General features: G+C 44.3%; 20 protein-coding genes and 1 rRNA gene. 2 read left to right on the top strand and 19 right to left on the bottom strand.

What is annotated here, in order from left to right; all coding sequences use genetic code 11:
• Positions 1 to 24 precede the first annotated feature (24 nt).
• The 4 genes from EP57_RS01410 to pcrB form a co-directional block, all read right to left on the bottom strand.
• A complete protein-coding gene (locus tag EP57_RS01410) occupies positions 25 to 1,146 on the bottom strand; it encodes a CamS family sex pheromone protein (RefSeq protein WP_036083503.1) in 1,122 nt (373 codons plus the stop codon).
• Positions 1,143 to 3,158: an NAD-dependent DNA ligase LigA gene (gene ligA / locus EP57_RS01405; protein WP_036083501.1), complete on the bottom strand. Its 2,016-nt coding sequence runs from the start codon at positions 3,156 to 3,158 to the stop codon at positions 1,143 to 1,145. The genes EP57_RS01410 and ligA overlap by 4 nt, the downstream gene beginning before the upstream one ends.
• A 16-nt stretch (positions 3,159 to 3,174) precedes the next feature.
• Positions 3,175 to 5,370, bottom strand: a complete 2,196-nt coding sequence (gene pcrA, locus EP57_RS01400; RefSeq protein ID WP_036083499.1) for a DNA helicase PcrA — start codon at positions 5,368 to 5,370, stop codon at positions 3,175 to 3,177.
• Positions 5,371 to 5,441: 71 nt separating this feature from the next.
• Positions 5,442 to 6,107, bottom strand: coding sequence for a heptaprenylglyceryl phosphate synthase (gene pcrB, locus EP57_RS01395; protein WP_036083649.1), 666 nt, complete (start codon positions 6,105 to 6,107; stop codon positions 5,442 to 5,444).
• Between the two features lie 219 nt (positions 6,108 to 6,326).
• Between pcrB and EP57_RS01390 the strand changes: the two genes are divergently transcribed.
• Positions 6,327 to 7,676: a sodium-dependent transporter gene (locus tag EP57_RS01390; protein ID WP_036083497.1), complete on the top strand. Its 1,350-nt coding sequence runs from the start codon at positions 6,327 to 6,329 to the stop codon at positions 7,674 to 7,676.
• Between the two features lie 91 nt (positions 7,677 to 7,767).
• Here the strand turns inward: EP57_RS01390 and EP57_RS01385 are convergent, their stop codons facing one another.
• Positions 7,768 to 8,061 carry a YerC/YecD family TrpR-related protein gene (locus tag EP57_RS01385; RefSeq protein WP_036083496.1) on the bottom strand — a complete coding sequence of 98 codons (294 nt, stop codon included), beginning with the start codon at positions 8,059 to 8,061 and terminating at the stop codon, positions 7,768 to 7,770.
• 121 nt (positions 8,062 to 8,182) lie between these two features.
• Between EP57_RS01385 and EP57_RS01380 the strand changes: the two genes are divergently transcribed.
• On the top strand, positions 8,183 to 10,030 hold the full coding sequence (locus EP57_RS01380) for a DUF2207 domain-containing protein (RefSeq protein WP_036083495.1): 1,848 nt from the start codon (positions 8,183 to 8,185) through the stop codon (positions 10,028 to 10,030).
• A 51-nt stretch (positions 10,031 to 10,081) separates the two neighbouring features.
• On the opposite strand, the gene purD is transcribed toward EP57_RS01380, so the two are convergent.
• The 14 genes from purD to rrf all read right to left on the bottom strand — a co-directional run.
• Positions 10,082 to 11,341 (bottom strand): phosphoribosylamine--glycine ligase, encoded by a 1,260-nt coding sequence (purD, locus tag EP57_RS01375; protein WP_036083493.1) that lies wholly within the window; start codon positions 11,339 to 11,341, stop codon positions 10,082 to 10,084.
• Positions 11,342 to 11,355: 14 nt separating this feature from the next.
• Positions 11,356 to 12,885, bottom strand: coding sequence for a bifunctional phosphoribosylaminoimidazolecarboxamide formyltransferase/IMP cyclohydrolase (purH, locus tag EP57_RS01370; protein ID WP_036083492.1), 1,530 nt, complete (start codon positions 12,883 to 12,885; stop codon positions 11,356 to 11,358).
• Entirely contained in the window at positions 12,882 to 13,442 is a 561-nt protein-coding gene (purN, locus tag EP57_RS01365) for a phosphoribosylglycinamide formyltransferase (protein ID WP_036083490.1), read from the bottom strand. Before purN ends, purH begins: the two co-directional genes overlap by 4 nt.
• A 3-nt stretch (positions 13,443 to 13,445) precedes the next feature.
• Complete coding sequence (purM, locus tag EP57_RS01360; protein ID WP_036083487.1) at positions 13,446 to 14,495, bottom strand: phosphoribosylformylglycinamidine cyclo-ligase; 1,050 nt, start codon at positions 14,493 to 14,495, stop codon at positions 13,446 to 13,448.
• 16 nt (positions 14,496 to 14,511) lie between these two features.
• Entirely contained in the window at positions 14,512 to 15,942 is a 1,431-nt protein-coding gene (purF, locus tag EP57_RS01355; RefSeq protein ID WP_036083485.1) for an amidophosphoribosyltransferase, read from the bottom strand.
• Positions 15,927 to 18,152, bottom strand: coding sequence for a phosphoribosylformylglycinamidine synthase subunit PurL (purL, locus tag EP57_RS01350; protein WP_036083483.1), 2,226 nt, complete (start codon positions 18,150 to 18,152; stop codon positions 15,927 to 15,929). Before purL ends, purF begins: the two co-directional genes overlap by 16 nt.
• Positions 18,145 to 18,828: a phosphoribosylformylglycinamidine synthase subunit PurQ gene (gene purQ / locus EP57_RS01345; protein ID WP_036083481.1), complete on the bottom strand. Its 684-nt coding sequence runs from the start codon at positions 18,826 to 18,828 to the stop codon at positions 18,145 to 18,147. Before purQ ends, purL begins: the two co-directional genes overlap by 8 nt.
• A gap of 2 nt (positions 18,829 to 18,830) precedes the next feature.
• The gene (purS, locus tag EP57_RS01340) at positions 18,831 to 19,076 is read right to left on the bottom strand and encodes a phosphoribosylformylglycinamidine synthase subunit PurS (RefSeq protein WP_036083479.1); all 246 of its coding nucleotides are present in this window, start codon (positions 19,074 to 19,076) and stop codon (positions 18,831 to 18,833) included.
• Positions 19,077 to 19,820: a phosphoribosylaminoimidazolesuccinocarboxamide synthase gene (purC, locus tag EP57_RS01335; RefSeq protein ID WP_052167476.1), complete on the bottom strand. Its 744-nt coding sequence runs from the start codon at positions 19,818 to 19,820 to the stop codon at positions 19,077 to 19,079.
• 50 nt (positions 19,821 to 19,870) lie between these two features.
• A complete protein-coding gene (gene purB, locus EP57_RS01330; RefSeq protein WP_036083476.1) occupies positions 19,871 to 21,163 on the bottom strand; it encodes an adenylosuccinate lyase in 1,293 nt (430 codons plus the stop codon).
• A 19-nt stretch (positions 21,164 to 21,182) separates the two neighbouring features.
• Entirely contained in the window at positions 21,183 to 22,307 is a 1,125-nt protein-coding gene (purK, locus tag EP57_RS01325) for a 5-(carboxyamino)imidazole ribonucleotide synthase (RefSeq protein WP_036083474.1), read from the bottom strand.
• Positions 22,300 to 22,788 carry a 5-(carboxyamino)imidazole ribonucleotide mutase gene (gene purE / locus EP57_RS01320; protein WP_036083473.1) on the bottom strand — a complete coding sequence of 163 codons (489 nt, stop codon included), beginning with the start codon at positions 22,786 to 22,788 and terminating at the stop codon, positions 22,300 to 22,302. Before purE ends, purK begins: the two co-directional genes overlap by 8 nt.
• A gap of 163 nt (positions 22,789 to 22,951) precedes the next feature.
• Entirely contained in the window at positions 22,952 to 23,491 is a 540-nt protein-coding gene (locus EP57_RS01315; protein WP_036083471.1) for a DUF2179 domain-containing protein, read from the bottom strand.
• A gap of 133 nt (positions 23,492 to 23,624) precedes the next feature.
• Positions 23,625 to 23,700: ribosomal RNA gene (gene rrf / locus EP57_RS16295) — 5S ribosomal RNA — on the bottom strand; the annotation flags it as partial.

The raw sequence follows: 23,700 nt of genomic DNA, 5'->3' as shown, positions 1-23,700 counted from the left end.
AAAACGATACTTTTCTTCCTAAAATCAATCAAAAATGTGAGCTGTCGGTGTATTATCGTTCGCCTTACGCGTAATCAGCGCGGCGGTACCATCAGTTGTAGTTATATTAACCTGAATTGCAGCATTTGTCGAGAGGTGCTTACCGATTAAATCCGTCACGTACTGCGTAAACCCAATAATTTCGGCTTCCCCGTAAAATTGCAATGGAATATCGATGTTCAATTCGGCCATTTCGCCATCTTCATAACGGGCGCGTCCAACAACACCTGTGTAATTCGGATAGTATTTCTCGATGTCTGCTTTAAAGTCTTCAAAAGAAGTATTATCTGTCTTGTGGTCCGATTTTGCATCAGCGGATGGTAAAACGTATGTCTTCTCGTCAATTGTTTTCCATTTGCCAAGATCCGAACCGTTCGCTGTCGTCATCGCGATAAAATTACCTGGGACAACGCCGTCACGTTTTCCTTGTTTGTAAATGGCGATGGTTACAGGAACGCTGTCCAAGCCTTTTGTTGCGCGAATCCGGCTTAGTACGGTTGCAGCCATTTCTTTACCTTGCGCGAGTAACGTGCTGTCTGAAATATTTTGCTCATAAGTCGCGCCGTATTTCACCTTTTGGTAATAGTCTACAGAGTTCATCGCTAAAGCAATGGAAATACCGCCGAGTCCAACTGTGTTTTTATCGGTTTCTTTCAAGTAGTCTTGTTCTAAAATATGCGCCAAATAAATCGGGGCACGTTGATCGCCACTTTTGCCGTTGTCTTTCGGGTTCAATCCGTCTTTGTTCTTATCGCTAGAACGATCGAGCCATTTCGTCAATGTTTCGGTCGTTAAATATTGCCCCTCTTGGAACAAATAATTGTCCGGCGAATAGTTTTGTTGCGAAACGCGCATTAAACCAGATTCTAATTCATTAATATCATAGCGTGAATTAATGTTGGACACGACTAAACCACGTGATTTACTCGCTTTGTACGGCAAAACGGTTTTATAATAGTCTGCGGAAATTTGATTTTTTGTCATAATGCCAGTTTCAGCTTGTTTCGTGTCTTTTTTCTGCACAACTTGCTCGTCCGAATTGAGGCTCGGGGCACATCCTGCGAGTAAAAGCGCGGTGCTGAGGGAAACTGCTAGTAATTTTTTCATTTGTTTTGACCACCTTCGTTTGGTAAATATTCCATTAGTTTTTGCTCACTCCATACTGGGATGCCTAATTCCTCTGCTTTCGCCAATTTGGAGCCCGCGTCACTGCCTGCCACAACAACAGCCGTGTTTTTACTTACACTCCCCGTTACGTTTCCGCCAAGGCTTTCAATTAATGCCTTCGCGTCCTCACGCTTCATATGTTCTAATTTCCCCGTTAGAACGATTTTCTGACCTGCAAAAACAAGTGCTTCTTCTGGTATTGCTTCTAGTTTTGGACCTGTGTAAATCATGTTTACGCCGGCTTTTTCTAATTTCGCTAACAAATCATGCACTTCTTCGTTTTCAAAATAGGCAACGATGGAGTCTGCCATTTTTTCACCGATGTCTGGAACTTCAATTAGAGCTTCTTGGTCGGCTTTGCGAAGAGCGTCCATTGTTTCAAAATGCTGGGCTAATACTTTCGCAGCTTTGGCACCGACATGACGGATACCAAGGCCAAATAGTAGCCTTTCTAGTGAATTGGAACGACTTTTATCGATGGATGCTAATAAGTTCTGAACGGATTTCTCACCCATTCTCTCTAATTCTACCAGTTTTTCGCCAGAAAGGAAAAACAAATCGGCAACATCGGTAATTAATTTTTGTTCGAAGAGCTGGACAACGACTTTTTCGCCGAGGCCATCGATGTTCATTGCCGTCCGTGAAACGAAGTGAATCAAGCCTTCTTTTAGCTGTGCGGGGCATTTTGGATTGATGCAACGCAAGGCCACTTCGCCTTCTAGCCGAACGAGTTCACTCTCGCAAGTTGGACAGTGTGTCGGCATCTGATATGGTTGTTGTGCTTCGGTGCGGTCTTCTTCTACCACCCGAATCACTTCTGGGATGATATCGCCGGCTTTTTTGATAAGGACCGTGTCGCCAATGCGGATATCGCGCTCGTGAATGAGGTCCTCGTTATGCAAAGATGCGCGTCCGACGGTAGTTCCAGCGACGCGAACTGGTTCTAGAACAGCCGTTGGAGTTACAACGCCCGTTCGACCGATATTTAGTTCGATGTCTAGTAGCTTCGTTGCCACTTCTTCTGCTGGAAATTTGTATGCGATGGACCAGCGTGGTGATTTTGCGGTAAAGCCAAGTGTTGCCTGCTGTTCTAGGCTATCGACTTTGATGACAATGCCGTCAATGTCATACGCCAAATCTTGACGCCCAGCTGTCCATTCTTCAATGTAGGCGTATATTTCTTCCAAGGAATTACATAATCGCCGTTCTTTGTTTACTTTTAAACCGAGTTTTTCAAGTCTAGCCAAGCCTTCACTATGCGTCGCTACGCCCATTTCACCAAAATCAGCAACCGCATATAGAAAAATATCTAAGTTACGCGATGCCGCGATTTTTGTGTCTAATTGGCGCAAGGAGCCTGCCGCTGCATTTCGCGGATTTGCAAAAACTTCTAAGCCTTCTTCTTCTCGTTTGATGTTCAAGTTTTGAAATGACTGTTTTGGCATGAACGCCTCGCCTCGCACTTCGATGGTGAACGGTTCTTGCAAGTTCATCGGAATCGAGCGGATGGTTCGCAAATTGGAGGTAATGTCTTCGCCGACAGTTCCGTCGCCACGTGTTGCGCCACGTTTGTATTTTCCAACTTCGTATTGCAAAGAAACTGCCAAACCATCAATTTTCAGTTCGCACATGTACGCCACATCGTCGCCTACTTTATCGCGAACACGGCGATCAAAATCGGCTAAATCGCCCTCATTAAACGCATTGCCAAGACTTAACATCGGCGTTTCATGCGCTACTTTCTGAAATCCAGCCAACACTTCGCCACCAACGCGCTGTGACGGGGAATCTGGTGTAATCCAATCCGGATGTTTCTCCTCTAAACCAATCAATTCATGCAAAAGTTGATCGTAAAGCGAGTCTGGTGCCGTCGGATTGTCCGCCACATAATATTCGTAGCTAAGCTGCTCCAACTGCTTTTTTAATTCTTCATAACGTTTTCTTTCAGCCATTTCTCACTTCACCTACTTATACTTTTTCAATTGGGGCAAATTCCGCCAGTAATCGTTTCACGCCAGTTGGGCTTGGGAAGGCGATATCAAGTTCCATATTGCTTCCTGACCCTTTCACGCTAACAACTGTTCCGACGCCCCACTTCTTATGGCTCGCTTTGTCGCCAACCGTCCATGCTTCTTTTTCAGCTCCTGATGCGCTATAACCAACAACGGATTTGCTATGCATCGCCGTTTTGGCAAATGGTACTTCTTTCAATGTGTTTTCATGTCCCATTTCAATTAAGCTATCCGGAATTTCATCGATAAAGCGCGATTCTTTGTTTGCCGTCGACCGCCCGTAAAGCGTCCGCGAATAAGCACTCGTAAGAAATAATTCTTGCTCTGCCCGCGTAATTCCAACATAAGCAAGTCTGCGCTCTTCTTCCATCTCATCTTCTTCAAATAACGCCCGACTATGCGGGAAAATTCCTTCTTCTAGCCCAATCAAAAAGACAACCGGAAACTCTAATCCTTTCGCGGAATGGAGCGTCATCAACGTCACCGCACCGCGCGATTTATCTTCTTCATCCAATTTATCAACATCGGCTACAAGCGCCAAATCAGTTAAAAAGCTAATCAGCGTCTTGTCTTCGCTTTCCTTCTCGAAGTTCTGCGTCACCGAAAGAAACTCGTCAATATTTTCTAAACGCGTCTGTGCCTCAATCGTCCGCTCGTTTTTCAACATGTCGCGATAACCCGATTTCTCTAGCACTTCTTCCACGAGCTCTGTCACCGACAAATAATCTTGCATTTGCGTGAATCCTTTAATTAAATCGTGAAACTCCACTAACTGCTTTGAAATTTTGGCAGACAAGCCGACCATTTCAATTCGATCCAACACTTCAAACACCGTCAAATCATAAGCCGCTGCGACATTGGCGATTTTATCCATCGAACCTGCACCGACACCGCGTTTGGGCACATTGATAATCCGCGCCAAGCTAATGTCATCGTCATTATTCGAAATCAGACGCAAATACGCCAACACATCTTTAATTTCCTTACGATCATAGAACTTCGTGCCGCCAACCATCTGATACGCCATATTCGACTTCATGAAAAATTCCTCCATGACACGCGATTGGGCATTTGTACGATATAAAATCGCAAAATCAGATAACGGCCGGTTAGACGCCGCAACTTCTTCTTGAATTTTGCCGACAACGTAGGAAGCTTCTTCTTTTTCCGTCAATGCTTTATGATAGAAAATTTTCTTACCTTCATCGTTATTCGTCCATAAATTCTTCGGCTTACGGTTACTGTTGTTCTCGATTACGCGGTTCGCTGCTTCCAAAATCCGCTTCGTGGAACGATAATTCTCTTCTAAAAGAATCGTTTGCGCGTTCGGATAATCTTTCTCAAACGACATGATATTCGTAATATCCGCACCACGCCAGCCATAAATCGATTGGTCCGAGTCCCCAACGACGCATAAATTACGGAATCGCGCCGCTAGCAACTTCACCAAAATATATTGCGCATGGTTCGTATCTTGATACTCATCCACGTGAATATACTGGAACTTGCGTTGATAAAACTCCAACACATCTGGAACACGTTCAAACAACTGAATCGTCACCATAATCAAATCATCAAAATCAAGCGACTGGTTCTTCTTCAGCTTCTTCTCGTATTCAACATACACATCCGCAACCATCTGATCATAAAAACCAAACGCTTCTTTCTTGTATTCTTCGGCATTCATCAATTCATTCTTAGCATTACTAATCGCCGCTAAAATCCCGCGTGGTTCAAACTTCTTCGTATCGACATTCTTATCTTTCAAAATGCCCTTCACAACAGAAAGCTGATCGCCACCATCTAAAATCGTGAAATTGCGATTGTACCCGATTCGTTCAATATCGCGTCGCAAAATCCGTACGCACATCGAGTGAAAGGTTGAAATCCAAATCGATTCTGCCTCTGGACCTAACAACCCGCCAACCCGAGCCTTCATTTCGCGTGCCGCCTTATTCGTAAACGTAATCGCCAAAATATTGTACGGATTGACGCCACGCTCTTTCATTAAGTACGCAATTCGATGCGTTAATACCCGTGTTTTTCCACTACCGGCTCCTGCCATAATCAATAGAGGCCCTTCTGTTGCTTGGACCGCCTTCTTCTGTTGTGGATTCAATCCCTTTACTAAATCTTCCGCATTTAATTGCATTTTATCCTCACACCGCCAATACAAACATTTGTTCTTATTTTAACTTTTTAAGCACGTGATAGCAAGTAAAACTATCGATCAATTTTTGCCGTTGCTAACGCCTGCTCAAAATCTTCATACAAAATATTTCCGACAACAATCACATCTGCTATAGCTGCCATTTCCCGTGCTTGTTCTACCGTGCGAATTCCACCACCATACCATAATTTCGTATTGGTCAATTCTGACTTTGCTGCCTGAACCATTCGTGGATCGCCAAAACACCCGCTATACTCCACATAAAAAATCGGCAACCGCAACATGTTCTCCGCTATACTCGCATAAGCCGCTACATCATCTGCCGTTAAATCGGTCTTTGCCTCAGAAAGCTGTGCTGCTTTTGCATCTGGATTCAAAATACAATATCCTTCTGTCAAAACATGCGGCCACGGAATAAACGCACCGTACTTTTTCACCATCTCGTGATGCGCGCCAAGTAGCCAGTTCACATTCGCCGAGTTAAGCACCATCGGAATCAAATACTGGCTCGCACCAGGCATTGCCATCGCTTCATCGCTCACCTCTACAAAAACAGGCAAATCAAAGCTGGCAAACTCCTGAAATAAGCGCCGCGTTGCTTCTAAGTTCAAGCCATCTGTCCCGCCAATAATAAAACCGTCCGTTCCTGAGCGAATCAATCGTTCTCCCGCCCCATCGGGAAGTGTTTTCGCAGGATCTAACTTAAATAAATGTCGCAAAGAAGCCCCTCCATCACTAAAAACAAATCTGTCTTTTGTCATTTGTTCCTCATAGTTTGAACGCTACCTCTCATTATATCATTTTTATGGGCGTACCGCATCACTTCCAATATCCTTTTATAAAAATCTTTAACTTTGTTTCAAGTTGGTGCATTCCTAATTTTTCTATGCTATGATATTACTAAAATGTGGTCGAATTCACTGGAAAGGACGTCACTCATGGATACTAATAGAGAACAATGGGGTTCAAAATTAGGATTTACCCTTGCTTCGGTCGGGGCTGTTATTGGAATTGGAGCTATTTGGAAAATGCCTTATATTGCTTCAAAAGCTGGAGGCGGCTCTTTTTTCATCATTTTTCTACTTATTACGTTCATCGTTGTATTACCTATTTTGATTGGGGAATATATTGTTGGACGGGCTTCACAGCGAGATGCGATTAGTGCATATAAAGTACTTGCACCAAAAACACATTGGAATTGGGTCGGAAAATTAGGTGTGTTGGGTTCGATTTTGGTGTTAGCGATTTATAGCATTGTCGGCGGCTGGATTATTGCTTATATTATTAAGGCATTGACTGGGGCTGTGAGTCATATTGATGAAGGGCAGCTCGCGCTACAATTCGGTTTAACAACAGCGAATTCAGCTACTGCGATTGCTGGTGCCGCTATCTTTATCTTGCTCAATATTGTTATTGTGCTACAAGGCGTGAACAAAGGGATTGAACGTATTAGTAAAATCACGGTTCCAATTCTTTTCATTCTTTTGATTTTTTTAACAATACTAAGTTTAACACTTTCGAATGCGGTAGAAGGTCTTGCACATTTCTTAAAGCCAGATTTTTCTGCTATTAATAGTAAGACGATTATTCTCATTCTTGGTCAATCCTTCTTCTCAATGAGCGTCGGGATTTCATTGATGGTAACATATGGGTCTTATTTGAATGATGACATTAGTATTCCGAAGGTTTCGGCTTTCATTGCATTGCTCAACGTGCTTATTTCAATGCTCGTTGCCGTAGCAATTTTCCCAGCATTATTTTCATTTGGCGTAGAACCATATGCGGATTCTGGTATTCTTTTTGTAGTTTTACCGTCGATTTTTAATCGGTTATCTTTCGGCTCCTTTGCGTTCGTCGTCTTCTTAGTATTGTTCTTCATTGCAACGTTTTCATCTAGCCTATCATTGCTAGAAACAGCTGTTGCCCCGTTTGTTAAACGACTTGGAAGTCGCACGTTTGCCACATGGGTTATCGGCGGAATCGCACTACTTATCGCAATACCCGCGGCGCTTAGCTTTGGTTCGTGGAGCAACTTTACCATTTTTGGCTTTACTATTTTTGAAGTGATTGATTATGTAGCATCTAATATTATCTTACCTTTAGGCGCTTTGCTTACCGCACTATTCGTTGGCTTCCGACTACCGCGCAAACTGCTTCTTGACGAATTCACCAAAAGCAGTAATCTTGGCAAAAAGACCTTCTTCATTTGGCTCTTATCGCTAAAATACATTGCCCCAATCGCAATCATCCTGATTTTCTTGTCGGCAATTGGTGTTTTACCGTTTTAAAAACGCGTATTAGGGCATGAAGTGCTCTGATACGCTTTGCCCTTAGTTACAACAAAAAATAGAGACACAACAACATGCCTCTATTTCTACCTTATTTATCTTTCATTCGATCAAAAACAACTTCGTACATATCATTGCCGTAATTCAGCGAGCGTTTTACACGCGAAATAGTTGCTGTACTTGCTCCTGTCTCCGCTTCGATAACATTGTACGTTTTGCCTTCATGTAACATTCTGGCTACTTGGAAGCGTTGAGACATCGATTGGATTTCATTAACTGTGCATACATCATCGAAGAACGCGTAACATTCTTCTAAGTTCTCCAGCGCTAAGATCCCTTTAAAAAACGTATCAAGACCTTCACCACGCAATTTTTCTATTTGCATGCGTATACCTCCATTTTACTATTAGACTCTTCTTTACCATTTTAACGTACTAGTGTGAATAACACAACAAGAAGGTGTGCAAATATGATATACTTATTTTATATATAAAGGGGGTTCCAGCATGAAAGCTAAAATTATCTTATTCTTCTCACTTTTATTTTTCCTTCTTGTTTTGCCTCATAGTATTGTTTCAGCAGAGCGTTCCTTCACGATACCAAGCTATGAAAACACGGTGAAAATACAACCAGACGGCACCGCACGAATTACTGAAAAAGTTACCTATGATTTTGATGGGTCTTTTAATGGGGCAACGATGGACATTGATACCGCAGGGCTTCCCGATATTACGGACCTACGCGTAAGTGTCGATGGTGTGCCTTATGTGTCTGCAAAAACGGATCAAACAGGTACTTTCACATCTCACTATGTAGACGATACCTTGAAGATTCGCGTTTTTTCACCGACTGAAACGGCAAAAAAGGAATTTACGTATATGTACACATTGAAGAATGCAATTATAAATTATAATGATACCGCGGAATTCAATCGTAAGCTTGTCGGGATGAACTGGCAAGTAGATTTAGATCACGTGGCGATTTCGATTATCCTTCCGAAAGCAACGCAAGACGGCGAGCTTCAAGCATGGGCACACGGTCCGCTTAATGGTGATGTTTCTTTACATGATAACCAAACGGTCAAATTAGATGTTGATAACGTGAAGGCAGGGCAGTTTGTCGAAGCACACGTCATTTTTCCAACAAATATTGTGGCAATAAATCAAAATATCCAAGCTGTTGACAAAAAAGCATCGATTGAAGCGCAAGAAGCAAAACTCGCCGATCAAGCTAATTTTAAACGAACGCTTTCCAAAACAATTTTTTATGGTGGCGGTTTGTTATTGTTATTGCTTTCTTTAGTAACGGTTAGCATTGTTCATCTGAAATATACGAAGAAAAAAACGACCGTCTTTAAAGATAAGTATTTCCATGACATCCCGACCGACATGTCTCCTGCTGTTATGAATAAACTGATTTTCTCTAAATTGGGCGCTTCAGATATCGTGGCTACCATTATGGATTTAGTGCGCAAACGGCAACTAACAATCGAAGAACTTCCAGACGTCTCAGGCAACAAGAAAAAAGCAACCTACACGATTTCAAAAATCCCTATTCCCTCTCCAATCAAACTTTTAGAGCATGAGAAGCGTCTAATGACTTGGCTCATCGATAAAATTGGCGATGGTGAAAAAGTAACATTGAAAGAAATTAATTCCTATGCAAAGAAAAACAAAACCGCCTTTTCAAGCTCTTTCCGGAGTTGGCAAGCTGGTGTAAAAAAAGATATGAAGGCGTATGATTATTTCGATAAAACAACGGCTTCTAAAGCTAGCAAACCTTTGATTGGGACTACTATCACGCTTATCGTTATAGCCTTAGTCATTCTCATCTTTAGCATTTACAGCCAAACTTTCTCGATTTTTGCTTGTTTAGTTGGAATTCTTGCCTTTGCGATTTTATTTATTTTCTGGGCGACTGCTTTTCCAGTCAAAAACCAAGAAGGTGCTGAAGAATTTGCGAAATGGCATGCGTTCCGGCGCTATATTAAAGATGTTGGCAATATGGACATTGCGGATGTTGGTTCTATCGCGATTTGGGATCATTACCTTTCCTATTCGATTTCGCTTGGTTTGACAAAAGAGGTATTGAAGGCAGCATCGATTCACTTTACACAAGAAGAAGTCGTGCAACATTCTGGTCTGCTCTACTATTACTACGGTGGCGCCTTGATTAGCGGTTCGACACATGCCAACATGAACGCAGACTTCGCGCAAAGCTTCCAATCTTCTTTTGAAAGTTCATTCAGCGGAGCGCTTGCTAGTAGTTCTTCCAGTAGCAGTGGTTCTGGTGGTGGATTCAGCGGCGGTTCCAGTGGTGGAGGCGGCGGTGGCTCTGGCGGCGGCGCTTTCTAACATAATAAAAAGTGTGGTCCACCTCTCGTTTGGAGGCGGACCACACTTTCTTTATTTCACTGCTTTTGTTCCAATATCGATACGATAAAAGAAATTTGGATTATCAAGTTTCTTCATCTCTTTGTATACTTTTTCTTGCGCTTCCTGCATGGAATTTGCTGTTTCCGATACGAGTAAGACGCGCCCACCATTGGAAAGAAATGCGCCGGATTTATCTTGTTTTGTGCCGGCATGGAATACTTTTGATTGGACGTCTTTTAGCCCAGTAATTTCATTTCCTTTGTCGTAAGCTTCTGGATAACCAGCGCTAGCTAGGACTACACCAAGCGTCACGCCTTCTGTTTCCCATTCGATTGTGGGTTCGGTATCGTTTAGTAGCGCATCAATAAGCAATGCAAAATCGGATTTTAGACGTGGTAAAACGACTTGTGTTTCCGGATCACCGAAACGTGCGTTGAACTCGATTACTTTTGGGCCTTGTGCTGTTACGATAAGTCCGGCATACAAGATTCCAGAGAAAGAACGGTCTTCTGCTACCATTCCTTTTGCGGCTGGAAGGAGAATTTTTTGGATGGCTTCGTCTACGATGGCTTGTGGGATATGTGGTACTGGAGAATAAGCGCCCATGCCGCCTGTATTTGGTCCTTTATCGCCTTCATATGCGCGTTTGTGATCTTGAGCAATTGCCATTGGGTACACTTTTTCACCGCGAACGAATGCCATTAATGAGAATTCTTCGCCGTCTAGAAAATCTTCCATGACTACTTTTGTTGATGCCTCGCCGAATTTGTTGTCTTGTATCATGTCTTTTAGAGCGAGAACGGCTTCTTCCATTTCTAGAGCGACAACAACGCCTTTTCCTGCCGCCAAACCGTCTGCTTTGATGACGATTGGTACGCCTTTTTGTTGTAAGTAATTGTATGCGGCATCGTAGTCCGTGAACGTTTCTGAATCAGCTGTTGGAATATGATATTTTTTCATGAATTGTTTCGCGAAGTCTTTGCTGCCCTCGATTAAGGCGGCTTTTTGTGTTGGACCGAACGCTTTGATTCCTGCTGCTTCGAACGCATCCACTAGCCCTGCAAGTAGCGGTACTTCTGGACCGACGATTGCCCAATCGATTGCTTTTTCTTTAGCAAATTGGATAAGTGCCGCAGTATCGTTTTCGGGAATTGGTGTTACTTCCACATTATCTTGACGCATACCATCGTTTCCTGGTGCGCAAAATACGGTTTCTACGTTTGGGCTTTCGAGCAATTTTTGGCTGATGGCATGTTCGCGACCGCCGCCGCCGACAACTAAAATTTTCATTATTTATCGCTCCTTTAATGTTTGAAGTGGCGAACGTGTGTGATAACCATAGCAATGCCATATTTGTTGGCCATCGCGATAGAATCTTTGTCTTTGATCGATCCGCCTGGTTGGATAATCGCTTTAACACCAGCTTTAGCCGCTGCTTCCACAGTATCGTCCATTGGGAAAAAGGCATCGGATGCTAAAACTGCGCCTTGTGCTTTCTCGCCTGCTTGATTTAATGCAATCAAGGCTGAGCCAATTCGATTCATTTGTCCTGCACCAATACCAAGCGTTTGTTTATCATTACCGACCACAATCGCATTGGATTTCACGTGTTTCACTACTTTCCACTGGGCAATTAGAGCTTTCCATTCGAGGTCCGTTGGCTGCGCTTCGGTGACAACTTCATATGTTGCGACTTCTTCGGTTACTGCATCACTTTCTTGTAGTAACAAGCCGCCAAGAACAGACGTTTTTTCAAGCGCCGCAGCTGGTTTCGCAAATGGAACTGTGAGTAAACGAATGTTTTTCTTTTGAGACAAAATCGCGAATGCTTCTTCTGAAAAACTTGGCGCAATAATGATTTCTAGGAAAATTTGACTCATGTGCGTAGCAGTTGCTGCATCTACTTCACGATTAATGGCAACAATCCCGCCAAATATCGATGTTTCATCAGCTTCATATGCTTTCAAATAAGCTTCTTCTGGCGTCGAGCCAACACCGACGCCGCATGGATTCATGTGTTTCACAGCTACTGCAACGGGTTCTGTAAATTCTGCGGCGATGCGCAATGCTGCGTCTGTATCGCGAATATTATTATAAGAAAGTTCTTTCCCGTGTAATTGTTTCGCTTCACTAATAGAAGCTACTGTGCCAAGCGGTTCTGTGTAGAAAGCTGCTTTTTGATGTGGATTTTCACCATAGCGTAAATCTTGTTTTTTATTGTAAGTCAATGTTATTTTTTCAGGGAATTCTTCTTGGACAATATCCGTTAAATAGCCGGCGATGAGTGCGTCGTAAGCTGCCGTGTGTCGGAAAACTTTCGCCGCTAAGCGCTGATTGGTTTCAAAAGTTACCGCGCCATGGCCTTCTAGTTCCACCAAAACAGGGGCATAGTCTGCGCTATCGACAACAACCGTTACCGCCGCGTAATTTTTGGCAGCAGAACGAAGCATCGAAGGACCACCGATATCGATGTTTTCAATCGCGTCACCTAGCTTCACATCAGGTTTAGCAATCGTTTCTTGGAATGGATATAAGTTCACGCAAACCAAATCGATTTTGGCAATGTTGTGCGCTTCGATCGCTTGCATATGCGCAGGATCATCACGACGAGCAAGTAAACCGCCATGAATCGCGGGATGTAGCGTTTTAACACGACCATCCAGCATTTCAGGAAAATCGGTCACTTCTTCAATACCAATCACCGGTACTTGATTGTCCTCAAGCGCCTTCTTCGTTCCACCTGTCGAAATAATCTCAAAACCAAGCCCCACTAATGATTTCGCAAAATCTACAACACCTGTTTTGTCTGACACACTAATTAACGCTCTTTTCATGCTTGTCCCCCCAATAATTCTTTTACAACTTCTGGATAAAATTGATGTTCCACTTTATGTATCTTTGCTGTGAGTGAATCGATTGTATCTGCCTCCGAAATCGAAATCGCTTGCTGCTTAATAATCGGTCCTGTGTCCATGCCAGCATCAACAAAATGTGCTGTGACACCAGTTCTCGAAATGTCTGCCGCAAAAGCTTGGCCGATAGCATCTTTTCCAGGAAAGGCAGGTAATAAGGACGGGTGCAAATTAATAATCTTGTTTTCATACGCGCTCAGTAAAGTTGGACCAATTAATCGCATATATCCAGCTAAAACAAGAAATTCTACCCCTGTTTCCTGCAATTTCGTCACAATTTCTTGCTCAAAAGCAGCTTTATCCGCAAATGTCTTTGGTGAAAAAACAAAGACTGGTACCCCAGCGGCTTCCGCCCGTTCTAAAACACGCGCTCCCGGCTTATCGCAGACGAGCAACGCCACGGAATCCCGAATCGTTGCATCGTCAATTAATGCCTGAAAATTAGTTCCTGACCCTGAAGCAAAAATGGCGATTTTCATTGGTCATTCGCCTCCCGTAAAGATGACTTGCGCAGCTTCTTGTTTTGGAATAACTTGTCCGATTTGGTATGGCTGTTCGCCTTGTTTTTTCAAAATGTCCAGCGTTTTCTCTGCGTCTTCTGCCGCAACAACGAGTACCATGCCGATGCCCATGTTGAAAATACCGTACATTTCATCCGCATCCAGCTCACCGTACTGCTTCAGCGCATCAAAAATCGGCAAACTAGGCCACGCGCCACGCGTAATCGACACCGCTAAGTCGTCCGGCAAAACACGAGGTAGGTTTTCAATAAACCCGCCACCCGTCACATGCGAAATCCCGTGCACCGTCACATTTTTCAATACCTCTAAAACAGGCTTCACATAAATCCGCGTCGGCGTAAGCAATTCCTCAGCCAGCGTCTTGCCCCCAAGTTCCGGCAAAACCGCGTCCAACGCAAAATCATGCTGCTTAAAGAAAATTTTGCGTACCAATGAATAGCCATTGCTGTGAATCCCGCTCGAAGGCAAGCCGATCAACACATCACCAGCCGCCACCTTCTCACCAGTAATCACGTCCGCCTTCTCAACCGCCCCAACCGTAAAGCCGGCCAAATCATAATCATCCACACCATACATGTCCGGCATCTCAGCAGTCTCACCGCCAACAAGTGCGCATCCCGCAAGCTCACAGCCGTCCGCAACACCCTTCACGATTTGCTCCATCTTCTGTGGCACCGTTTTGCCCGTCGCAATATAATCTAGGAAAAAGAGCGGCTCGGCACCTTGCGCCAGAATATCGTTGACACACATCGCCACACAGTCCACGCCAATCGTGTCATGCTTATCCGCTTGAATCGCAAGTAATAACTTCGTCCCAACGCCGTCCGTTCCCGAAACAAGCACAGGCTCCCGCAAACCAAGACCACTCAGATCAAACATGCCACCAAAAGAACCAATTGCACCCATCACGCCGTTACGCTTCGTGCGAGCCACATGTTTTTGAATTCGTTCCACAACCTCATAGCCCGCCTCAACATCAACGCCAGCCTTACTATACGCATTCTCTGCCATTTGCAAAATTCCCCTCTCAACGTGACTTGGCTTCTAAACTCGCCAAATATTCCTGCTCATAATCAAATAATTCCGTCGGGTAATCCCCGTTAAAATACGCCATACAAAGCCCACCATAAGGCTCATTCGGATAAGGCCGACCAACCGCTTCCACAAGTCCATCCTCCGACAAATACGTCAATGAATCCGCGCCAATAATATGGCAAATTTCATCCACCGAATAATTCGCTGCAATCAACTCATTTCGCGTCTGAATATCAATCCCGTAAAAACACGGGAAAGCAAGTGGTGGCGAAGCAATCCGAACATGCACTTCCGCAGCCCCAGCCTCGCGCAATAACTGCACAATTCGGCGGCTCGTCGTCCCGCGCACAATCGAATCATCAATCATCACAACCCGTTTACCTTCCACAACACCGCGCACCGCTGAGAGCTTCATTTTCACACCTTGCTCTCGCAATTCCTGCGATGGCTGAATAAACGTCCGCGCCACATAACGATTCTTAATCAAACCAAGCTCATACGGAATACCCGTTTCTTCCGCGTAACCAATCGCAGCTGAAATACTCGAATCAGGAACCCCCGTCACAACATCCGCCTCAACAAAGGCCTCCTGCGCCAAGCGTTTCCCCATCCGTTTTCGCGCCGAATGGACATTAATTCCCGCGATATTCGAATCGGGACGTGCAAAATACACATATTCCATACTACAAATCGAATGCTTCACATCTTCCGTGAATTTTTCAATATGCAAACCCTCATCATTAATAATAATCAGCTCACCCGGCTCCACATCACGCACAAACTCCGCGCCAACCGTATCAAACGCACACGTCTCCGAAGCAACAACATACGCGTCACCAATTTTACCAATCGAAAGCGGGCGGAAACCATTCGGATCAAGCGCTGCAATCAACTCATTTTCCGTCAACAACATGTACGCAAAACCACCCTTGACCTGGTTTAACGCCACCTTCAAATCCTCCAAAAGCGAACCCGTACGGCTACGCTTCAACAAATGCGCCAAAACTTCCGTATCCGAACTCGTTTGAAAAATCGCGCCTTCTTCTTCTAGCTCATTGCGTAGCGTCTTCGCATTAATCAAATTCCCATTATGCGCCAGCGCCAGACTCGAATTTTGAAAGTGGAATAAAAATGGCTGTACGTTGCTTAAACTCTTGCCACCAGCCGTCGCATATCGAACATGACCAATCGCCGACTTGCCGACCAAATCATCTAATTCGCCGTGCTTAAATACATCTGCAAGCAAACCTAAATTCCGATGTCCTTTTAGCGTCACACCATCTGTCGACACGATTCCCGCGCCTTCTTGACCGCGATGTTGCAAACTATGCAAACCATAATACGTAATCTGCGCCGCACTCGGATGATTCCAAATACCAAAAATCCCACATTCCTCGTTCAAACCTTTTATTTCAGTAGACATGGAATAGCCCCTTCCCAAACTTGTTTTAGTTCACTAAGTTCGGTTGTAATTTCTGTATCCTTGGCCTTAACAATGATTTCTCCTGATTCGCTAACTTCACCTAAACGTGTCAATTTCTCAAATTCAAATAATTCTTCAAAAGCCACAACGTTCTCTGCCTTCACAGAAACTAAGAAACGCGATTGCGACTCACTAAACAACAACTCACTTGCAAAAGGAACAGCAACCGTCGCGCCCAGTCCATTCGCAAAACAAGATTCTGCCAAAGCAACAGCCAGCCCACCTTCTGCTAAATCATGTGCAGAAGCAACGAGACCTTCACGAATTGCTGCTAACAAGAACTGTTGGTAGCGTTTTTCAACTTGCAAATCAAGTTCTGGCGCCCGTCCGCTAATTTTACCTTGTTGTATTTTTTGCAGTTCAGAACCACTAAATTCTGCTTTCGTGTCGCCAATCAAATAGATTACATCACCAGCCGCTTTAAAACCTTGCGTTGTAATATGCGCCACGTCTTCCACAAGTCCGACCATTCCGATGACTGGCGTAGGATAAATACCTTCTCCATCCGTTTCATTATACATCGAAACATTCCCCGAAATGACTGGCGTATCAAGCTCTAGACAAGCCGCACTAATCCCATCTGCCGCTTTTTCAATCTCCCAGAAAATTTCTGGTTTTTCCGGATTACCAAAATTCAGACCATCCGTAATTGCCAGCGGTTTCGCACCAGAACACACGATATTCCGTGCTGCCTCTGCCACCGCGATTTGGCCACCTTTTTCCGGATCAAGGTATAAATAACGCGAGTTACAGTCTGTTGTCATTGCAATCGCCTTATTCGTCCCACGAACACGTAAAACCGCCGCATCCGAACCAGGAGTCACCGCCGTGTTCGTCCGTACTTGATAATCAAACTGCTCATAAATATGGCGTTTACTAGCGATCGTTGGCTGTTTCAGCAATGCTTTCCAAGTCGCCACAGCATCCGTCACAACAGGCACAAACGCCTCTTCCGCTTGAAAATCGCGATATCTCTGTGGTTCTGCTGATGGTTTATGATACACTGGCGCATCCTCAGCAAGCGCATCAACTGGCACATTAGCCACCACTTCACCATGATGCACAATTTTATACATCTTGTCATCCGTTACTGTTCCGATCGTCACAGCCTCTAAACCGTAACGCTCAAACAATGCCTTAATCTCATCTTCATGTCCTTTTTTCACACAAAGCAACATCCGCTCTTGCGATTCTGAAAGCAACATTTCGTATGCCGACATATGCGTTTCCCGTTGCGGCACATCATCCATAATCAATTCCAAACCAGAACCAGCTTTAGAAGCCATTTCCGAACTTGAGCTTACTAGACCCGCCGCTCCCATATCCTGAATACCAATCAAAATATCCGAATGGTCACGAATCAAATCAAGACAAGCCTCAAGCAATAATTTCTCCATAAAAGGGTCACCGACTTGTACGGCAGAACGTTGCTGTTCGCCTTCTTCACTAAATTCCACCGAAGCAAAAGTAGCCCCGTGAATCCCGTCGCGTCCAGTTTTTGCACCGACATACATTACCGGATTCCCAACACCGACCGCCTGGCCTTTTTGAATATCCTCTTTTGCAATTAAACCAACACACATCGCGTTGACTAGCGGATTTTTCGCATAACACGGATCAAACTGCACTTCGCCGCCGACCGTTGGAATCCCAATCGAGTTTCCATATCCAGCAATCCCCGCCACGACTTCATTCACTAAATATTTCGTATGCGGATTGTCAATCTCGCCAAAACGAAGCGAATTCAGCATCGCAATCGGACGCGCGCCCATCGAGAACACATCACGGATAATGCCACCAACACCCGTCGCAGCCCCTTGATACGGTTCCACGTAAGACGGATGATTATGACTTTCTACTTTAAACGCGACACCAAGCCCATCACCAATATCCACGATACCAGCACCCTCACCAGGACCTTGCAACACCTGCGGACCTTCCGTCGGGAACTTGCGCAATACTGGTTTGGAATTTTTATAACTACAATGTTCCGACCACATCACTGAAAACAAACCCGTCTCCGTATAGTTCGGCTTTCTTTTTAAAATATCGCAAACAAGTTCGTACTCACTGTCACTAAGCCCCATTGTTTCGTAAATTTTCTGCTCCTTAATTTGCTCCGCGGATGGTTCCTGATTCACATTAAGCATGCACTTGTTCCTCCTTCCAAGCCTTCAACATCGATTTAAAAACGCCAAGCCCAGCCGTTCCGCCAACAACATCCTCCACAGCACGCTCTGGATGTGGCATCATGCCGAGCACATTACCAGCCTTATTCGTAATCCCAGCAATATTTGCAATACTCCCATTTGGGTTTTCCGTCGCATACGTAAACACAATCTGTCCATTATCCCGCAACTCCGCAAGCGTCGCCTCATCACAGTAATAATTTCCTTCCCCGTGCGCCACAGGAATCTGAATCTCCTGATTTGCCACATATTCCGAAGTAAACATCGTCTCCGCATTTTCCACACGCAAACCGACTGTCTTACAAACAAAATGCAAATTCGTATTCCGAATCAAAGCTCCTGGAAGCAAGCCGCTCTCCGCCAAAATCTGAAAACCATTACAAACACCAAGCACCGGTTTCCCGCTCTCCGCAAATCGCACAACCTCAGGCATAATATTCGCAAATTTCGCAATAGCTCCCGTCCGCAAATAATCTCCATACGAGAAGCCCCCAGGAAGAAGCACCGCATCAAATCCTTCCAAAGAATTCTCCGCATGCCACACATATTCCGCTTCCTCACCAAGCACATCGCGAATCGCGTGCAACATATCTAAATCACAATTCGAACCAGGAAATTGAATGACTGCAAATTTCATCCTTACGCCTCCTCGATTTCATAGCGATAATCTTCCATCACTGGGTTTGTCAATAACTTATCGCACATCTCGTCTAAGACCGCGTGAATGTCACGATCCGATTTTGCCACTTGAAGCTCCATGTATTTTCCGATACGCACGTCCTCAACCTCACCATAATTCAAGCTTTTCAGCGATCCCATCACCGCAGCCCCTTGAGGATCAAGCACACTTTTCTTCAACGTCACAAACACCTTCACATTATACATTCAAACAACCTCCTTTAATCTTTTCAAAACTTCTTCATAAACTGCAGTTAAATTGCCAATATTCCGACGAAAGACATCCTTATCCAGCTTCGCATTCGTATCCCGATCCCATAATCGGCACGTATCAGGCGAAATCTCATCCGCAAGCAAAATGTTACCGTCCTTATCACGCCCAAATTCCAACTTGAAATCAATCAACGTAATATTCATTTTCGCAAACATTTCTTTTAAAGCATCATTCACAGCAAGCGCAGACGCCTTCAAAATCGCAATCTCATCCTCAGTCGCCGCTTCCAAATAAAGCACATGCGCATCATTAATAAACGGATCATTTAACGCATCTTCCTTATAATAAAACTCCACAATCGGCTGCTTTGTCGGCGTACCCTCAGGAACCCCAAGACGTTTCGCAAGACTTCCCGCAATCACATTCCGAACCACAACTTCCAGCGGAATAATTTCCACAGAACGCACCAACTGCTCCGTATCCGAAATCTGCTCCACAAAATGACTCTTAATTCCCGCATCATTCAGATAAGTAAAAATCCGCGACGTTATTTCATTATTCAAACGCCCCTTACTCGCAAAACTCTCCTTACGCTCACCATTCAGCGCTGTCGCATCGTCTTTATAAGCCACGCGCAACACGCCGTCCTGCTCCGTACTAAACAACCGTTTCGCCTTGCCCTCATACAATAAATTTGCCACGATTTGATCGTCTCCTTTTTGATTGAAATCAAGCATGAAAAACCATGAAGCTAGCCAATTCTCCATAGTTTTTCATGATGCCTTCCTTACAGCCCTAAGCGGTTAAAAATCATATCTACTTGTTTTAAATGATAATTATAATCAAAGCAGTCATCAATTTCCTCTTTAGAAAGACGATCCGTAATCTTAGGCTCCGCCTCAACAAGTGTTCTAAACGGTACTTGCGTCTCCCAAGCTTCCATCGCCTTAGGTTGCACCGTATCATACGCTTCCTCACGAGCCATTCCTTTATCAATCAACGTCAACAACACACGTTGCGAATAAATCAGCCCTAACGTACGGTCCATATTACGTTTCATATTTTCAGGGAAGACCGTCAAATTCTTCACGATATTACCAAAACGATTCAAAATATAATCAAGCAAAATTGTCGCGTCCGGCAAAATAATACGCTCCGCTGACGAATGCGAAATATCACGTTCATGCCAAAGCGGCACATTCTCATACGCCGTCACCATATGCCCACGAATCACACGAGCGAGCCCCGTCACATTCTCCGAGCCAATCGGATTGCGCTTATGCGGCATCGCTGAAGACCCTTTTTGCCCCTTCGCGAAAAATTCCTCCACTTCGCGGACCTCACTTTTTTGCAAAGCACGCACTTCCACGGCAAATTTCTCCACAGAAGTCGCAATCAAAGCAAGCGTCGCCATATAATCCGCATGACGATCCCGTTGCAACGTCTGCGTCGAAATCGGAGCTGGCGTCGTACCTAACTTTTCACAAACATATTCCTCCACAAACGGATCAATGTTCGCATATGTCCCAACAGCTCCCGAAATTTTTCCAAATTCCACACCGTCAGCCGCACGATTAAACCGTTCCAAATTGCGCTTCATTTCCTCATGCCAAAGCGCCAACTTCAAGCCAAACGTCGTCGGTTCCGCGTGCACACCATGCGTCCGCCCCATACAAACCGTATGTTTATATTCCTTCGCCTTATTCGCCAAAATTTCAATAAAGCGTTCCAAATCCGCACGTAAAATCTCATTTGCCTGCTTCAAAATATACGAGTTAGCCGTGTCCACAACATCCGTCGACGTCAAACCGTAATGCACCCACTTGCGTTCCTCACCAAGCGATTCCGATACACTTCGCGTAAACGCCACAACATCATGACGCGTCTCTAACTCAATCTCCTGAATACGCGCCACATCAAACGTCGCGTTCTCACGAATCTTCGCTACATCCTCTTTCGGAATCTCACCAAGCTCCGCCCAAGCCTCACAAGCTAGAATCTCAACCTCCAGCCACGCCTGAAAACGATTTTGCTCCGTCCAAATATTGCCCATCTCTTCTCTCGTATATCTCTCAATCATCGTTTCTCAAATCCCCCAATTATCTCCAAATTTGCGTCGCGCGCATTTTTTCAACTTCCACAAGCGGATTATCACTAAGCACCGTAATGTGGCCCATTTTGCGATCAATCTTCGCCTCTTGTTTCCCATAATAATGAACAAACCAATCCGGATGCTCCGCTAAAACCTCATTGACACCATCCACATGTTGCCCTAAAATATTGACCATCATCGCAGGACGCAATAACTCCGGTTTCAGTAGCGGCAAGCCCGCAATTGCCCGAATATGTTGCGTAAACTGCGAAATATTACAAGCTTCTATCGTATAATGCCCTGAATTATGCGGTCTAGGTGCCAACTCGTTCACATAAATCGCCCCAGAACCCGTCACAAACATTTCCACTGCCAGAACACCCTCCAAATGAAGATATTCCGCCAACTTCACAGCAATAGCTTCCGCCTCATGAATCGACTCCTCATCAAGCGCTGCCGGCACAACCGTCGTGTGTAAAATATTGTTTTTATGATCATTTTCAGCCACAGGGAAAGTCTCAATTTGCCCTTCCGAGTTTCTAGCAACAATCACCGAAACCTCGCGCTCAAACGGGATCCAGGCCTCCAGAACACACGTCCCAAAGCGCAACAACTCCACAGCCTTATCAATATCCTCTTCACTCTGAATTACATACTGACCCTTACCATCATAGCCACCCTGCGTCGTTTTAAGAACCGCTGGATACCCAAGACTATTAATATGCTGTTCAATATCATCCCGATCCACAATAACCGCATACGGCGCCAAGTTAATATTAAGCGACTCCAAATACGCCTTTTCCAAAATTCGGTCTTGCGTAATCGACAACAACTCCGAACCTTGCGGAATTCTAACACTATTTTCAATCGAATGAAGCGCGTCATTATCTACATTTTCAAACTCATATGTCACGACATCACTTTTCTCTGCCAATTCCTTCAAAGCATTTAAATCCGTATAATTTGCTACAATTTGCTCATCAGCGACTTGCGCACAAGGAGCATCCACCGTAGGATCTAATACAATAACCTTATAACCCATTTCCTTAGCAGCCAAAGCCATCATTCTACCTAATTGACCACCGCCAATAATTCCGATCGTGCTGTTTGGTAATAAATACGTTTTACTCAAGAGAATCACTACTTTCTAGTACATTTTCTTCTAGTGTATCACGTCTATTTTCCAAACGGCTAGCAATTACCTCATTTTCTACCGATAAAATTTGTGCAGCAAGCAATCCAGCATTTACCGCACCCGCCTCACCTATTGCGACAGTAGCGACCGGGACACCACCAGGCATCTGAACAATCGATAATAATGAATCCAGTCCATTTAACGCTTTAGACTTCACCGGGACACCAATAACTGGCAAAGTTGTTTTCGCAGCCACCATTCCTGGCAAATGAGCAGCACCTCCAGCACCCGCAATAATCACTTTAATACCACGACTTCTCGCAGTTTCTGCATATGTAAACATTAAATCCGGGGTACGATGCGCCGAAACAACCTTTTTCTCGTAAGCTATCTCCAACTCGTCCAATATTTCGCACGCTTTTCTCATCGTTTCCCAATCAGAAGTACTTCCCATAATGACACCAATTTGTGCAGACATCGAACGTCCCACTCCTCATCATTTCATTTATTCCTACCTGTTCATTCTAACAATAGCCACCAACAAAGTCAACCATAAAATCGAACGATATAATCCATACATTGATTAATGTTCGTGTTTAAAACAAATTTCAGCCAAAGAAAAAGCAACTTCCAGAAGAAAGTCACTTTTTCTTAACACCACCACGCACTTGTTTCACCCAGAATCCGCCATAAATTTGCTTTGGCTCCGAAGAAACAATAAAAGCTTTATCATCAATTGCGATAATACGCTGGTATAATTTATTCTCATTTTTGCGCGGCGTCAATATCTCAAGCATCATCCGCTCCCCATCACGCCCACTTGCAAGCCAACTAGTCACACCATATCCAGCATTTCTAATCTGATTCGCTAAATCCAAGTTATAATCTTTCGTAATCACGTTCACCGTAATATAACCAAGCGCAAGCCTCTCCTCAATTTTCATACCCACAACAATACCAACACCAAAACCAAGTGCATACGCGGCAATATTTGCAATATCATTCAAGTTACTCATTACCATCCCAAGCGCTACAATATACACCACAATTTCAAATACGCTCACAATAGCAGCACGATAGCGATATCCCTTCATCGTCATTAACAACCGAATCGTATTCAACGACACGTATAATATATTAATAACAAAGATAGTCAAAATCATACCAACAGCCTCGCCCATATCCATTCCCCCTATGTAAAAAACCTACTTACTAAATATGTTCACTAAATCATCATTTTCAAACCTATCTTCACCAATTAATTCAATAATAAATAAAAAAGCACTCATCAAAGAATGAGTACTTCAAACAATTGCCCGGCGACGACCTACTCTCACAGGGGGAAGCCCCCTACTACCATCGGCGCTGAAAAGCTTAACTTCCGTGTTCG

This window comes from Listeria booriae, assembly GCF_000766865.1.
GTDB lineage: Bacteria > Bacillota > Bacilli > Lactobacillales > Listeriaceae > Listeria_A > Listeria_A booriae.
The sequence above is the reverse complement of the archived record's forward strand: the minus strand, read 5'-3'. Positions and strand labels throughout refer to the sequence as shown.

What these genes read in the sequence shown, in the direction of transcription:
- EP57_RS01410 (WP_036083503.1), bottom strand. Translation starts at nt 1,146, where the DNA reads ATGAAAAAATTACTAGCAGTTTCCCTCAGCACCGCGCTTTTACTCGCA.
- ligA (WP_036083501.1), bottom strand. Translation starts at nt 3,158, where the DNA reads ATGGCTGAAAGAAAACGTTATGAAGAATTAAAAAAGCAGTTGGAGCAG.
- pcrA (WP_036083499.1), bottom strand. Translation starts at nt 5,370, where the DNA reads ATGCAATTAAATGCGGAAGATTTAGTAAAGGGATTGAATCCACAACAG.
- EP57_RS01390 (WP_036083497.1), top strand. Translation starts at nt 6,327, where the DNA reads ATGGATACTAATAGAGAACAATGGGGTTCAAAATTAGGATTTACCCTT.
- EP57_RS01385 (WP_036083496.1), bottom strand. Translation starts at nt 8,061, where the DNA reads ATGCAAATAGAAAAATTGCGTGGTGAAGGTCTTGATACGTTTTTTAAA.
- EP57_RS01380 (WP_036083495.1), top strand. Translation starts at nt 8,183, where the DNA reads ATGAAAGCTAAAATTATCTTATTCTTCTCACTTTTATTTTTCCTTCTT.
- purD (WP_036083493.1), bottom strand. Translation starts at nt 11,341, where the DNA reads ATGAAAATTTTAGTTGTCGGCGGCGGCGGTCGCGAACATGCCATCAGC.
- purH (WP_036083492.1), bottom strand. Translation starts at nt 12,885, where the DNA reads ATGAAAAGAGCGTTAATTAGTGTGTCAGACAAAACAGGTGTTGTAGAT.
- purN (WP_036083490.1), bottom strand. Translation starts at nt 13,442, where the DNA reads ATGAAAATCGCCATTTTTGCTTCAGGGTCAGGAACTAATTTTCAGGCA.
- purM (WP_036083487.1), bottom strand. Translation starts at nt 14,495, where the DNA reads ATGGCAGAGAATGCGTATAGTAAGGCTGGCGTTGATGTTGAGGCGGGC.
- purF (WP_036083485.1), bottom strand. Translation starts at nt 15,942, where the DNA reads ATGTCTACTGAAATAAAAGGTTTGAACGAGGAATGTGGGATTTTTGGT.
- purL (WP_036083483.1), bottom strand. Translation starts at nt 18,152, where the DNA reads ATGCTTAATGTGAATCAGGAACCATCCGCGGAGCAAATTAAGGAGCAG.
- purQ (WP_036083481.1), bottom strand. Translation starts at nt 18,828, where the DNA reads ATGAAATTTGCAGTCATTCAATTTCCTGGTTCGAATTGTGATTTAGAT.
- purS (WP_036083479.1), bottom strand. Translation starts at nt 19,076, where the DNA reads ATGTATAATGTGAAGGTGTTTGTGACGTTGAAGAAAAGTGTGCTTGAT.
- purC (WP_052167476.1), bottom strand. Translation starts at nt 19,820, where the DNA reads ATGCTTGATTTCAATCAAAAAGGAGACGATCAAATCGTGGCAAATTTA.
- purB (WP_036083476.1), bottom strand. Translation starts at nt 21,163, where the DNA reads ATGATTGAGAGATATACGAGAGAAGAGATGGGCAATATTTGGACGGAG.
- purE (WP_036083473.1), bottom strand. Translation starts at nt 22,788, where the DNA reads ATGTCTGCACAAATTGGTGTCATTATGGGAAGTACTTCTGATTGGGAA.
- EP57_RS01315 (WP_036083471.1), bottom strand. Translation starts at nt 23,491, where the DNA reads ATGGGCGAGGCTGTTGGTATGATTTTGACTATCTTTGTTATTAATATA.